Source organism: Propionivibrio pelophilus DSM 12018 (assembly GCF_059569095.1).
Window position 1 is genome coordinate 40,929 of sequence record NZ_JCANUT010000012.1, and the last position, 13,129, is coordinate 54,057.

General features: G+C 58.9%; 15 protein-coding genes. 9 read left to right on the plus strand and 6 right to left on the minus strand.

Going from position 1 to position 13,129, the window contains the following annotated elements:
• Positions 1 to 49 precede the first annotated feature (49 nt).
• Both BO74_RS07520 and BO74_RS07525 read right to left on the minus strand, forming a co-directional pair.
• A complete protein-coding gene (locus BO74_RS07520; protein WP_496441232.1) occupies positions 50 to 760 on the minus strand; it encodes an SAM-dependent methyltransferase in 711 nt (236 codons plus the stop codon).
• Positions 757 to 1,353 (minus strand): Maf family nucleotide pyrophosphatase, encoded by a 597-nt coding sequence (locus BO74_RS07525; RefSeq protein WP_496441234.1) that lies wholly within the window; start codon positions 1,351 to 1,353, stop codon positions 757 to 759. Before BO74_RS07525 ends, BO74_RS07520 begins: the two co-directional genes overlap by 4 nt.
• A 118-nt stretch (positions 1,354 to 1,471) precedes the next feature.
• On the opposite strand from BO74_RS07525, the gene BO74_RS07530 reads away from it, so the two are divergent.
• The 9 genes from BO74_RS07530 to BO74_RS07570 all read left to right on the plus strand — a co-directional run bounded on the left by BO74_RS07530 (position 1,472) and on the right by BO74_RS07570 (position 8,071).
• A complete protein-coding gene (locus tag BO74_RS07530; protein WP_496441235.1) occupies positions 1,472 to 1,966 on the plus strand; it encodes a YceD family protein in 495 nt (164 codons plus the stop codon).
• A gap of 19 nt (positions 1,967 to 1,985) precedes the next feature.
• Entirely contained in the window at positions 1,986 to 2,165 is a 180-nt protein-coding gene (gene rpmF, locus BO74_RS07535) for a 50S ribosomal protein L32 (RefSeq protein ID WP_496441237.1), read from the plus strand.
• Positions 2,166 to 2,230: 65 nt separating this feature from the next.
• Positions 2,231 to 3,253, plus strand: coding sequence for a phosphate acyltransferase PlsX (plsX, locus tag BO74_RS07540; RefSeq protein WP_496441238.1), 1,023 nt, complete (start codon positions 2,231 to 2,233; stop codon positions 3,251 to 3,253).
• Between the two features lies 1 nt (position 3,254).
• Positions 3,255 to 4,214 carry a beta-ketoacyl-ACP synthase III gene (locus tag BO74_RS07545; protein WP_496441239.1) on the plus strand — a complete coding sequence of 320 codons (960 nt, stop codon included), beginning with the start codon at positions 3,255 to 3,257 and terminating at the stop codon, positions 4,212 to 4,214.
• 19 nt (positions 4,215 to 4,233) lie between these two features.
• Entirely contained in the window at positions 4,234 to 5,172 is a 939-nt protein-coding gene (fabD, locus tag BO74_RS07550) for an ACP S-malonyltransferase (RefSeq protein WP_496441241.1), read from the plus strand.
• 3 nt (positions 5,173 to 5,175) lie between these two features.
• A complete protein-coding gene (fabG, locus tag BO74_RS07555; protein ID WP_496441242.1) occupies positions 5,176 to 5,919 on the plus strand; it encodes a 3-oxoacyl-ACP reductase FabG in 744 nt (247 codons plus the stop codon).
• A gap of 123 nt (positions 5,920 to 6,042) precedes the next feature.
• Positions 6,043 to 6,279, plus strand: a complete 237-nt coding sequence (acpP, locus tag BO74_RS07560; RefSeq protein ID WP_496441243.1) for an acyl carrier protein — start codon at positions 6,043 to 6,045, stop codon at positions 6,277 to 6,279.
• 96 nt (positions 6,280 to 6,375) lie between these two features.
• A complete protein-coding gene (gene fabF / locus BO74_RS07565; RefSeq protein WP_496441244.1) occupies positions 6,376 to 7,614 on the plus strand; it encodes a beta-ketoacyl-ACP synthase II in 1,239 nt (412 codons plus the stop codon).
• An 85-nt stretch (positions 7,615 to 7,699) separates the two neighbouring features.
• Positions 7,700 to 8,071, plus strand: a complete 372-nt coding sequence (locus BO74_RS07570) for a protein YgfX (RefSeq protein ID WP_496441283.1) — start codon at positions 7,700 to 7,702, stop codon at positions 8,069 to 8,071.
• Here BO74_RS07570 and nadB read toward each other — a convergent pair.
• The 4 genes from nadB to tssE form a co-directional block, all read right to left on the minus strand.
• A complete protein-coding gene (gene nadB / locus BO74_RS07575) occupies positions 8,001 to 9,626 on the minus strand; it encodes an L-aspartate oxidase (protein WP_496441245.1) in 1,626 nt (541 codons plus the stop codon). The two genes, BO74_RS07570 and nadB, sit on opposite strands and share 71 nt — an antisense overlap.
• Before the next feature lie 127 nt (positions 9,627 to 9,753).
• A complete protein-coding gene (tssG, locus tag BO74_RS07580; RefSeq protein WP_496441247.1) occupies positions 9,754 to 10,812 on the minus strand; it encodes a type VI secretion system baseplate subunit TssG in 1,059 nt (352 codons plus the stop codon).
• On the minus strand, positions 10,776 to 12,635 hold the full coding sequence (tssF, locus tag BO74_RS07585) for a type VI secretion system baseplate subunit TssF (RefSeq protein ID WP_496441248.1): 1,860 nt from the start codon (positions 12,633 to 12,635) through the stop codon (positions 10,776 to 10,778). The genes tssG and tssF overlap by 37 nt, the downstream gene beginning before the upstream one ends.
• Complete coding sequence (gene tssE, locus BO74_RS07590) at positions 12,636 to 13,124, minus strand: type VI secretion system baseplate subunit TssE (RefSeq protein ID WP_496441249.1); 489 nt, start codon at positions 13,122 to 13,124, stop codon at positions 12,636 to 12,638.
• Between the last annotated feature and the right edge of the window lie 5 nt (positions 13,125 to 13,129).

Here is a 13,129-nt window from a genome sequence, read left to right on the forward strand (position 1 = left end):
GTTTCGGCGACATCATAACCCCGTGTTTTACGCGGGTCACGCCATGGCGCTACGCTTGCAGCAGAAATACGGTCGGTTGCTTGTCGATATCGGGAAATGCAGCGGTTTTCCAGTCGTGCACCGTCCGCGTGATAATGCGTTCGGTGGTCAGTGTGAGGTTCGAAGCGACACAGATGCGGGTTGCCGGCGCGCAGGTCCCGATCAGGGTCTGCAGCATTTGCCGGTTGCGGTAGGGGGTCTCGATGAACAGTTGGGTTCGCTGCTCCTTGCGTGACTCTCGTTCCAGTTCCTGGATCTTGCGCCGGCGTGGCTCGTCCTTGGCCGGAAGATATCCGTGGAAGGAAAAGTTCTGCCCCGAAAGGCCCGAGCCCATCAGCGCCAATAATATCGAGGACGGCCCTACGAACGGAATTACCGGGATGTCTGCCTCGTGCGCCAGCGCGACAAGTGCCGCGCCGGGATCGGCAATGGCCGGGCAGCCGGCTTCGGAGATCAAGCCGACATCGTGCCCGTCCAGCAAAGGGGCGAGCAGTTCGGGCAACTGCTTGTGCGGTGTGTGCTCGTTCAACTCCTGAATGGCGATTTGCTGCAGCGGGGTTTCCGTGGGCAAGGCTTTCAGGAAGGCGCGTGCCGATTTCGCATTCTCTGCAACGAAGCGGGTGAGGCGGCGTGCGGTTTCGATTACCGACGCCGGCAGAACGACATCGACGGCGGTCGAGCCCAGCGGGACCGGGACCAGGAACAACTTCCCCGGCTTCATGGATGCGAACCCAGCACCGGCAGGCCGGCTTCGCCGAGCAGGTCGCAAAGGGCGATCAGCGGCAGTCCGATCAGTGCATTCGGATCGTCACCCTCCATCCGCGCGATGACGGCAATCCCGAGTCCTTCCGATTTGGCGCTACCTGCGCAGTTGTATGGGCGCTCCCTGATAAGGTAGTTCTCGATTTCATCGTCAGTCAGTTCACGGAACGTCACCAGCGTCGGTATGCCGCGCACGTGCGCTTTACCTGTTTTGCTATCAAGTAAGCAAAGACCGGTAAAGAAATCGACGGTTTTGCCCCGCATGGTCTTCAACTGGCCGATGGCCTTCTCATGCGTCCCGGGCTTTCCGAAGATCTGTCCATCCAGGACGGCAACCTGGTCGCTGCCAATGATCAGCGCATCAGGGAAAATGTGCGCCACGGCGCGGGCCTTGGCCTCGGAAAGTCGCAGGGCGGTTGCTTCCGGAGCTTCACCGGGCAGCGGCGATTCGTCTGTCTGCGGGTTGGCCGTTTCGAAGGGAATTCCGAGGCGCGAAAGCAACTCGCGGCGGAACGGAGATGTGGATGCGAGAACCAGTTGTCTGCAAGTCATCGGAAGTTAGGCGAAAATGACTGCATTTTCGCAGCAAAAGCGGAAAAAAAGAGAAAATCCAGATAGTTGCGTGGATTGCTTTGACTTCGGGGGGCGAAAATAATATCATGCGCGCCTTATGTCGCAGCGAGTCGTTATTGACAGTCTGGTTTTTGCGCGGGAAGGTGGTTCGCTGCAAGGTGAATTGCTTGTCGCAGGGCTGACGCGGCTGCTTGATTTGCTTGCCGATCCGGCTGGAACGATCAGTTATCGGGTTGATGGGCGGTTGGGGCCGCGGAACGAGGCGCAGCTCGTGTTGCGACTTGACGGCGTGCTGTCGCTTCGCTGTCAGCGTTGCCTCGAGGGAGTTGACTATCCGGTCAAGGTTCGTAGCCTGCTGGAGTTCGTCAAGGACGAAGAGGAATTGACGCAGGAGGAGATCGAGGATGATTCCAGGGATTTTCTCGTTGCGCAAAAGGAACTCGATGTTGTGGAGTTGATTGAGGACGAGATCATTCTCGATCTTCCGCCAGCGCCACGTCACGAAAGTTGTGCGTTGCCTGAAGGCGTCCAGAGTGTGGAGAAGGTTTCCCCCTTTTCTGTATTGAAGGGGCTGAAGGGCAAAGCGCAGTGAATTTGAAAATGGAGTAATCATGGCCGTTCAACAGAACAAAAAATCCCCGTCCAAGCGTGGCATGCATCGCGCTCACGATTTTCTGACCAATCCGCCGCTCGCCATCGAGCCGACCACGGGTGAGGTTCATTTGCGTCACCACGTCAGCCCGTCCGGCTACTATCGTGGCAAGAAGGTTGCCAAAGGCTCGGCTGAATAAGACTCTTGAATTAGGCAGGTCGATTCCCGTGGGTGGGTAGCCTGCCTTTTCTTTTGCCTTATTGGATGACTGTTACTGTCGCCATCGACTGCATGGGCGGGGACCACGGTCCTGACGTCACCGTGCGGGCTGCGCTGGACTTCGTGCGCAAGCACGAGGATGTGCGTGCCATTCTGGTGGGGATCGAAGAACGGATTCGCCCCTTGCTTGCTGGCGCGGATCTGTCGCGCTTGGTTATTCGCCATGCCAGCGAAGTTGTGGCGATGGATGAGTCACCTGCGTTGGCCATTCGTACCAAGAAGGATTCTTCGATGCGCGTGGCGCTGGATCTCGTCAAGAGCGGCGAGGCCGATGCCTGCGTGTCTGCAGGCAATACGGGCGCGCTGATGGCTATCTCTCGCTTCGTCCTGAAAATGTTGCCAGGGATCGATCGGCCGGCGATTTGCGCCATCCTGCCGACCATGTCGGGTCATGTGCATGTTCTCGACCTTGGGGCAAACGTCGATTGCTCGCCGGAGCACCTGTTGCAGTTCGCCATCATGGGGGCCTCGCTGGTCGGTGCCATTGAGCACAAGGACCGTCCTACCGTCGGCATCCTCAATATCGGCGAAGAAGACATCAAGGGCAACGAAGTCGTCAAGCGTGCCGCGGAGTTGTTGAAGGACTCCGGTTTGAATTTCGTTGGCAACGTCGAGGGCGACGGGCTCTATAAGGGCGAGGCCGAAGTCGTCGTCTGCGACGGTTTTGTCGGCAATGTCGCGCTCAAGGCGTCCGAAGGTTTGGCGCAGATGCTTGCGACCTTCCTGCGCCAGGAATTCGGCCGCACGGTGTTTACCAAGATGGCCGCGCTGGTGGCATTGCCTGTCCTCAAGCATTTCAAGCGGCGTGTCGATCATCGTCGCTACAACGGGGCGAGTTTGCTCGGGCTCAAAGGTATCGTGGTCAAGAGTCATGGTTCGGCCGATGCCTTTTCGTTCGGTAACGCGCTCGACCGGGCGGCGGATACGGTCCGCAATCAGGTTCTCGAACGCATCTGTCAGCGCGTAGCCCTCCAGGCGCAGCAACAACCGATTCAGGAGATTGCATAGCATGTTTGCCCGTATTGCAGGTGTCGGCAGCTATTTGCCGGGATCACCCGTGAGTAACGATGATCTGGCCCGGCGGGGCGTCGATACCACCGACGAGTGGATTGTCACCCGGACCGGAATTCGTACCCGTTACCTTGCGGAAGCAGGAACTACCTCCAGTGCGATGGCTTTTGAAGCCAGTCGCCGTGCGCTCGAATCGGCCGGGGTGAAGGCGGACGAACTCGACCTGATCATTGTCGCGACCTCGACGCCGGATTATATTTTCCCGAGTACGGCCTGCCTGCTTCAGGGAAAGCTCGGCAACGTCGGCGCGATGGCCTTCGATGTGCAGGCGGTTTGCAGCGGCTTTGTTTACGCACTGAACATTGCCGACAAATACATTCGTTCCGGCAGTCACAAAAGGGCTCTTGTCGTCGGTGCGGAGGTTTTCTCGCGGATTCTCGACTGGAAGGATCGTACGACCTGCGTATTGTTCGGTGATGGGGCCGGCGCTGTCGTTCTTGAGGCTTCCGAAACTCCGGGTATTCTTGCCACCGCGGCGCATGCCGACGGTTCGCAGAATGGTATTCTTTCTGTTCCGGGCCAAGTTTGTGGCGGCCAGGTGACCGGTGACCCGTTCCTGCGCATGGATGGCCAGGCTGTCTTCAAGTTTGCCGTCCGGGTGCTTTTCGATGTAGCCAAGGAATGCTGCGACAACGCTGGCTTGGCGACCACCGATGTCGATTGGCTGATTCCGCATCAGGCCAACATCCGCATCATCGAGTCGACGGCCAAGAAGCTTGGTGTTCCGATGAGTAACGTCATCGTGACTGTGGACCAGCATGGCAATACGTCGGCGGCGTCCGTTCCGCTGGCGCTCGACGCGGCCGTTCGCGATGGACGCATCCAGCGCGGGCAGAAAATCATGCTTGAAGGTGTCGGTGGCGGCTTTACCTGGGGTGCGGTGCTGCTCCAGTTCTAACTTGGGAAGGGAATATCCTATGGCATTCGCTTTCGTTTTTCCGGGGCAGGGGTCGCAGTCGGTCGGTATGATGAACGCCTACGGCGACGCCGCCATCGTGCGCTCGACGTTCGATGAGGCGTCGGCGACGTTGGGGCAGGATCTGTGGCAACTCGTTGCCGAGGGCCCGGCCGAACTCCTGGCGCAAACCGTCAATACGCAGCCACTGATGCTGACCGCGGCGATCGCGGCCTACCGCCTGTGGCTGGAGATGGGCGGGCGTTTGCCTTCAGTCGTCGCCGGCCATAGTCTGGGCGAGTATTCTGCTCTCGTCGCGGCAGGCGTGATCGAATTCAAGGATGCCGTGCCGCTGGTGCGCCTGCGCGCATCTGCGATGCAGGAAGCCGTACCGGTTGGGGCGGGCGCGATGGCGGCGATTCTGAATCTCGACGATGACAAGATTCGCGAGGCTTGTGCTGAGGCAATGGCCGAAGTCGGTGACGGGCAGGTTGTCGAACCGGTCAATTTCAATGGTCCGGGGCAAACCGTGATCGCCGGCAGCAAGGCGGCCGTCGAGCGTGCCTGCGATGGATGCAAGTCGCGTGGTGCCAAGCGAGCGGTCATTCTGCCGGTCTCCGCACCGTTCCATTCGTCACTTATTCGCCCCGCAGCCGATAAACTCGGTGCGCGTCTGGCCGAGCTTGAATTCAAGGCGCCAAGCATTCCAGTGATCAATAACGTCGACGTCGCGATCGAAAGCGACCCTGCAAAGATCAAGGATGCGCTCATTCGTCAGGCGTACTCTCCCGTGCGCTGGGTGGAGACTATCCAGAAGATAGCCACCATGGATGTGTCGAATGTCGCAGAGTGTGGGCCGGGCAAGGTGCTTGCCGGCCTCGTCAAGCGTTGCGCAGAAGGACTCAATGGAATCGCCCTGTGCGATGTTGCTTCGATCGAAGCGAACCTCAACCTGGAGTAATTCATGTACTTGAAAGACAAAGTTGCACTGATCACCGGTGCTGCTCAAGGCATCGGCGCGGCGATTGCCCGCGAGTTGGGTCGTCATGGCGCGACGATCGTTGGCACCGGCATCAATGACAAGGACGCCGAGCGCATCAACGCGGCGCTGGCCGAAGCAGGGACTCCTGGCCGCGGTATCGTCATGGACGTTCGCGATCCAGCGCAGATCGAGGCCGGTATCGAAGCGATCGAAAAGGAGTTCGGCGGCATTTTCGTCCTGGTCAACAACGCCGGGATCACCCGCGACAACCTGACGATGCGCATGAAGGACGAAGAGTGGGATGCCGTCATCGATACCAACCTGAAGGCAGTCTTCCGCCTTTGCCGTACCGTCATGCGCGGCATGATGAAGGCGCGTGACGGACGCATCATCAATATTTCGTCCGTCGTCGGCTATGCGGGCAACGCCGGTCAGGCCAACTACTGTGCTTCCAAGGCGGGTGTGGCCGGAATGTCCCGCGCATTGGCGCGCGAGCTCGGCAGCCGGAACATTACGGTTAACTGCGTTGCGCCGGGGTTCATCGATACGGACATGACCAAGGTGCTGGAAGAGAAGCAACGTGCGGCACTCGTCGCCAACGTTCCGCTCGGACGCCTTGGACAGCCCGAGGATATCGCCGCTGCCGTGGGTTTCCTGGCGTCGCCGGGAGGTGCCTACATCTCCGGCGCGACGATCCATGTCAACGGCGGCATGTACATGAGTTAAACGCCCGCAAGGGAAGTGGGCGACTGACCGGTTCGCCCGCTGTTATTGGTAAGAGCCGGTCGGTTTGTTAGAATCCAACGGTTTTTGTTCTATACACGAACCTTTCTTAAAAGGAGTCCTTTAATGGAAAACATCGAACAACGCGTCAAGAAGATTGTTGCTGAACAACTTGGCGTTAACGAAGCTGACATCAAGAACGAATCGTCTTTCGTTGACGATCTGGGTGCCGACTCGCTGGATACCGTCGAACTGGTCATGGCGCTTGAAGAAGAATTCGAATGCGAAATCCCGGATGACGAAGCTGAAAAGATCACCAGCGTTCAGCAAGCGATCGACTACGTCGTCGGCCACAAGAAGTAATTTTCCGACAGCGAGAAGCGTCTGTGTCCGGCTGGAGCCGTCCACAGACGTTTTTTCTTTTGCTCCTTCATCTTTCCTGTTTTCCCGGAGAATAAATTGACACGTCGCAGAGTCGTCATTACCGGCCTTGGAATCATTTCCCCTGTTGGCAACACCGTCGATCAAGCCTGGCAGAACATTTTGGCGGGCCGTTCGGGAATTGACCGAATCACACGTTTCGATGCGTCCTCGTTCCCCGTGCAGATCGCCGGCGAAGTGAAGGACTTCGACATCACCCAGTACCTTCCCGCACGGGATGCGCGCCGCATGGATATCTTTATCCACTATGGCTTGGCTGCTGGTATCCAGGCGATCAAGGATGCCGGATTGGATGCCAATCCCGCTGACGCAGAGCGTTTCGGGGTGTCCATCGGTTCGGGCATTGGTGGCTTGCCGATGATCGAGACGACCCGCGATGAATTCGTCGCCTCGGGCGTGCGCAAGATTTCGCCGTTCTTCGTCCCCGGTTCGATCATCAACATGATTTCGGGCAATCTGTCGATCATGTACGGCTACAAGGGACCGAACATCGCGCTGGTCAGCGCCTGTTCCACCGGGACGCACAGCATCGGCGATGCCGCCCGCCTGATTGAATACGGTGATGCGGATGTCATGGTTGCCGGAGGTGCGGAGTGCACGGTATCGCAACTTGGGGTGGGCGGCTTCTGTGCAGCTCGCGCCCTGTCGACGCGCAATGACGATCCGAAGACAGCCAGCCGGCCGTGGGACAAGGACCGCGATGGTTTTGTGCTCAGCGAGGGCGCCGGCGTGATGGTGCTCGAAGAGTACGAGCATGCCAAGGCCCGTGGCGCGCGGATTTATGCCGAACTTGCTGGTTCCGGGATGAGTGCCGATGCCAACCACATGACCGCGCCGTGCGAAGACGGGGAAGGCGCCGCGCGCTGCATGACCAATGCCTTGCGCAACTCGCGCGTAAACATGGACGAGGTCAATTATCTCAACGCGCACGGAACTTCGACGCCGCTGGGCGACGTGGCCGAAACGGTTGCGGTCAAACGTGCTTTTGGTGATCACGCCAGGAAACTGGTGGTCAACTCGACCAAGTCGATGACGGGGCACCTGCTTGGAGCGGCTGGGGGAATCGAGGCTGTCTTCTCGGCGCTGGCCATCTACAACCAGGTGTCGCCACCGACCATCAATATCTTCAATCAGGACGAGCAGTGCGATCTCGACTACTGCGCCAACGAGGCGCGGCAGATGAAGATTGATGTCGCCATTTCCAACTCGTTCGGTTTTGGCGGTACCAACGCCACCGTGGTCCTCCGGCGGGTGTAACCACTCGTCGTAGCGAAAGACGGTGCAGTTTCCTGTTTTTATCGAACTGCGCCGGTCGCTGATTCAACAAGTGCTGCTGGCAGCGATGCATGCTGCGGCAGCACTTTGCGTATCGGCGCTGCCAGTCGGATGGATCTTGCAGGGCTTGCTGCTCGTGCCGGTGCTTGTTTCGGGTGGCTTGACGTTACGCTCCCCGAGCATCGTCGCGGTTCAGTTGGGGGAAGCAGAGTTGCATATCCGAACATCAGCCGGAGCACAGTTGCTTGCCACTCTGCGTCCCGCATGTGCCGTATTTACGTGTCTAGCCATTTTGCGCCTCCGGTGTGAAGGCGAGGCGAAGGGGCGATCGTTGGTGATTTTCCCGGATAGCCTATCCGGGGATGATTTCAGGAAGCTTCGCGTTTGGCTCCGCTGGAAGATATCGTTCGCCGAGAAGGGCGCGGCGCCGGTCTCTTGAGCACCGTATTTCTTGCCTTCTTGAGCAGCTCGGGATAGTCACGGCTGAAATGGAGGCCACGGCTTTCCTTGCGTTTCATGGCGCAACGCACAATCAGGTCGGCAGTGTCGACGAGGTTTCGCAGTTCGATCAGGTCGTGGCAGACCCGGAAGTTCGCGTAATAGTCGTGAATTTCTTTTTCCAGCAGCCGGATGCGGTGCTGGGCGCGTTGCAGGCGCTTGGTGGTGCGGACGATTCCGACGTAATCCCACATGAAGCGCCGCAATTCCTCCCAGTTGTGGGAGATGACGACTTCCTCATCGGGGTCGGAAACGCGGCTCTCGTCCCAATCGGGAAGAGCGGGAAACTCGATCTTCGGTTGCGCCAGAATGTCGTTCGCTGCTGCCTCAGAGAAAACAAGGCACTCGAGAAGCGAATTGCTGGCGAGGCGATTTGCGCCATGCAGGCCCGTACAGGAGGCTTCGCCGGACGCATATAGCCCGGGAATGGTGGTCCGCGCATGCAGGTCTGTGACAATGCCACCGCAGGTGTAGTGCGCTGCCGGAACGACCGGGATCGGGTCGCGGGTAATGTCGATGCCCAACTCGAGGCAGCGTGCCATGATGTTGGGGAAGTGCTCCTTCAGGAACTCAGCGGGTTTGTGCGAAATATCGAGGTAGACGCAGTCGAGACCACGTTTCTTCATCTCGAAGTCGATTGCCCGGGCTACGACATCGCGGGGGGCTAGTTCGGCGCGCGGGTCGTGGTCCGGCATGAAGCGCGTCCCGTCGGGCAGCTTGAGCAGTCCGCCTTCGCCACGAACGGCTTCCGAAATGAGGAAGGACTTGGCCTGGGGATGGTACAGGCACGTGGGGTGGAACTGGATGAACTCCATGTTGGCGATGTTGCATCCCGCACGCCAGGCCATGGCGATGCCGTCGCCGGAGGAGGTGTCCGGGCTGGTGGTGTAAAGATAGACCTTTCCGGCGCCTCCCGTCGCAATCAGCGTGTGGGGCGCCGCGATCGTGATCACTTCGCCTTTCTGGTTGTCAAGCACATAGGCGCCGTAGCAACGATTCTCCGACAGACCGAGCTTTTCCCCGGTGATCAGGTCGATCGCGATGTGATCTTCGAGAATGGTGATGTTGGGATGTCGCTTGACATTTTGCGTGAGGGCTTCCTGCACGGCAAACCCCGTTGCGTCGGCAACGTGGATAACCCGGCGGGCACTGTGGCCACCTTCGCGTGTCAGGTGGTAGCCGGCATTGTCGCGGGTGAACTTGACGCCTTGGTCGATGAGCCAGTCGATGGCGCGTTTTCCGTTTTCGACGACGAATCGCGTTGCGTCGGGGTCGTTCAGGTGGGCTCCTGCGATGAATGTGTCACGGATGTGATCCTCGATCGAATCCTTGTTGTCGAGGACAGCGGCAATTCCGCCTTGAGCCCGGGCTGATGCGCTGTCATCCATCGTGCGCTTGCAGATAAGGCCAACCTTGCAGGTTTCTGCAAGCCGGATGGCCGCGGATTGACCGGCCAAACCACTGCCGATCACGAGAACATCGAACTGAAGCACCACGTCGGAGTCCTTGAGTATGCATAAGACACAGCGCGAAACTATAGCACGTGGAAACAGAAGCCCTTGCTCGCAGTCGGGTATTTTTTCCGTTGTGTGCCGGCAACGCGTGTATTTGGCAGGTTTCCGCCTACTTGAGCAACGTGAAGCGGATATCCTCGGCATCCCCTGTTGGCGGTCGTGAATTGAGCCAAAGTGAATAGCCGAGGCGAGGAGGACTCTGCTTCGTTTGAAGAGCGGGCCGCGGAATGTCGTCACGCTCCAGCACGAGTTTTATTTCACAATCGAGGGTGAGTCCCGAAGAGAATCGAATCAATTCCTGCAATGCCAGAATCTCTCGCCGTCCAGGCATGAATCGGGAAAATTGCTCGGCGTTGAGCGGGCCGAGGCGCAATTGCATTTTGTTTTGTCGATCCCAGATACGTTCGCCGATGAAGGTGGTTCGTCCGAGTACGCAGTTCCGACCGCTGATCAGGGCGCTCTGTTCTTGTTCGGGGAGCTTTATCCACTGCCCGGTGAATTGCTCGAGTCGTGCCTCGACGCCAAAGAAACCCTTTACAAGCGCTTCGATGTTGACTGCCGGAATCGGGCGCTGTGACAGCAGGCCCGCATAGTGAATCAGAAAGAGGTCCGGGACTCCACCGTCGTCCGGGCTGAGGCGGCGCTGCATGTGGCGTAGTCCGACACCGACGATGTCGAGCAGGTTGCGCGAGAAGCCGTCCTGCTCCCCCGCTTCAAAGGGGAGATAGAAACGGTACTTTCTCCATGCGGCGTAGAAAAGCGAAACGGCGCGATGGGTGAACATGTCAAGGAATGCGTGACCGGTACGGTCACGAAAGTGGTTGCGCCGGTCGATGAGCAGTTCGGTATAAGCTGTCGGCAAAACTCCAGAGGGGCCGAGCAGCCCCATGAAATTCACGCTCACCTCGGTGGCGCCGCCGTCGGCATGCCCGGATGGAGGCTGTTTTTCCGCAGATGGTCTGCGTAAGGCGACACGGTCGATCTGGCTGGCGGGAAATGAAAGCGACAGCTTCGAAGAGAACCGCAGGCCAGCGGGAATCGTTCGAGCGTTGCTGTCCTCGCGTCCGAGCGCAAGCAGGCGAACGGCTTGGAAGAAGCCGAAGCGCGGTCCCTCTGCGAACAGTTCCGCGACTAGATTACGAGCGCCTCGCCGGCCCTGGCTGGCCATCTGGCTATCTCCTGTTGCGGTTGATGAGAGAGTAACGTCAGGCGTGTGAAGCTGTTCGGACCGGAATAGAGCGCGAAGAAGCGCTCAAGGACAGCGCCGAAAAGAACCGTGCCGCTGCCCACGAAAGCGCTTTCGTCAAGCGTGAGCGTTATGTCGAGCCCACGCACCAGCCCCGAGAAATGCTTGCTGGCTACGAGTGTCGTTGCCGGTTGGGTGGAAATCGCCTTGATCCCCTGGATTTCGCGGGTCATGCGCTGCGATTGCGTCAGGTTGTAGAGTGTGAGCATCTCCTGCAAAGCGTCCTTTCCCTGGCTGACGATCGACAGGTGATTCAGCGAGAGATGCGAGATCAGCCGCCAGTACAGTCCGGTCTTTGTGGGGGGGCGGGCTGCGCGCGTCGGCTTGCGTAGCGGACGAACACGTTTTACGACCGGGAACTGAGGCAGCGAAAAGTCCGCGTGCCTGTCTTGGGTGGTGCCGCCGAACGGGAGTTGCTCCGGCAAGTCGCGGTTGCTGCAGGTGAGTTTCAGCGACAGGACTTCGAGTTCGGGCCGGTGGGGTGAGAATTCGCTGTCGACGAAGGCGATTTCCACATCTGTGCCGTTGTCGTTGTCCAGTACAGACGCTTCGCGTGTGGCGTACCAGTAATATCGCGGAACGCCGTTGTGATGGTGATGCTGGATCGAATAGAACGGCGGGACAATGTGCGCAGCCTCGGTTGAGGAGTTCTTTTCAGCGTAGACAACGGACTCGATCGATATGACTTCGTACGCTCTTTGGCGCCGTGCGTTGGCGATGACCGGGTAGGACGTTTTTTGGTGGCTGATGCGCAGCGGCTCTGCCTGTTGCTCGAAGAGGTTGATTGCCGGTGTGCAGCCGAGCCTGAAGTTGGCTGCGTTCAGCGTTTGGGCAAGCCGGTTGTGGCGTTCGCTGTCCGCATAGCTGTGCAAGAATATCTGGATCGTAAACTTGTCACCAGAATGGCGTAAGGCGGGGTGATCGAGTCCGGTGATATCCACGAACAGGAACTTGTCCGGAAACGAAAAGTACTCGCTCAGAAGGCGGTAGCCTGCGAATGAGCGGTTGTCGTAATCGAGCAGGGTCTCGTCGGCGGCGAATCCCACCGGGGCAAGGGCGGTGGCGGGGAGCGCCAGCGTGTGGCTCGGCGTATCCTGCGTGTCGGTGATTCGGATCTGTATCGTTCCGACCGTGAGCAACTCATATAGCAAGGCCATCAATCCCGAGTCGCCATCGAGATAGAAACGCAGCTTGTCTAACCCGAGTTTTTCGACGGGCAGGCCGCCTTGCGTTTCGAATTGCAACGAGATGGCTGCGGCGGCTGTCGGACACAGGCGGCGTAGATGCTCGGAGTTCTGTGTCAGTTGCAAACGTGCCGAGGTTAGCCGCATCGGCCACAAATCGGTCGGGTAGCAGGTGCGGAACTGACAGGGGTGTCCGCCGACAGAGGGTGATACGGCGGGGTGATGGCGAGGGACGACGGCTTTCCCGGTGAGTTCCGGATTGTCCGGCGAGAGTTCCATCTGCAGGATGGTGCAGGATGGAAAAGGCTGCGTGTAATGCGGATAGAGAACCTGCATGAACGCTTCGGAAATTTCCGGAAACTCGTCATCCAGCTTGCGATGGATGCGCGCGGCCAGGAAGGCGAACCCCTCCATGATTCGCTCGACATGCGGATCCTCGCTCTGATTCTCGTCGATCAGGAGACGCCGGGCGATCTTGGGGTAACGGCGGGCAAATTCGCCGGAAAGCTCGCGCAGGTACGTGAGCTCTCGTTCGTAGTACGGCAGCAATTCTTTGAGCATTCAGCTTTCCCGGATCTGGTAGGAGCTTGTCGATAGTTGCAGCGTGGCGTCGAAGCGGACCGGCGGACGTGTGGGCACGACATCCAGATAAGCGTCAACGCGAAACCGCAGCATGCGTTCGGTGCCATTCGGCGAGTCCAGGCTGACACAGACCGAGTCAAGACGAGGTTCATGTCTCTCGATGGCGATGCGGATCTTGTCGCGCAAATAGGCTCGGTCCCCTGGATCGAGAAGACTCAGGCTCGACAGGTCGGTAATGCCGAAATCGAGCATCGATGTGCGGGTGTTGGGAAAACCGCTCAGGTGCTCGTCCGTGTCCACGCAGCGCGCATTGAGTAGCGCTTCGATGTCGCGGGCAACCGCTCGCTTCAGCGCGCGAATGTCGAATGCCTGGAAAAAGGACGTTTCTTCACCGTTTCTGGGGTTGTCGTCAAGAAGACGGTCGAGAACGGAAGGAACAAAGCCGGCATGTGCAACGTCGTGAGGCATAGGGG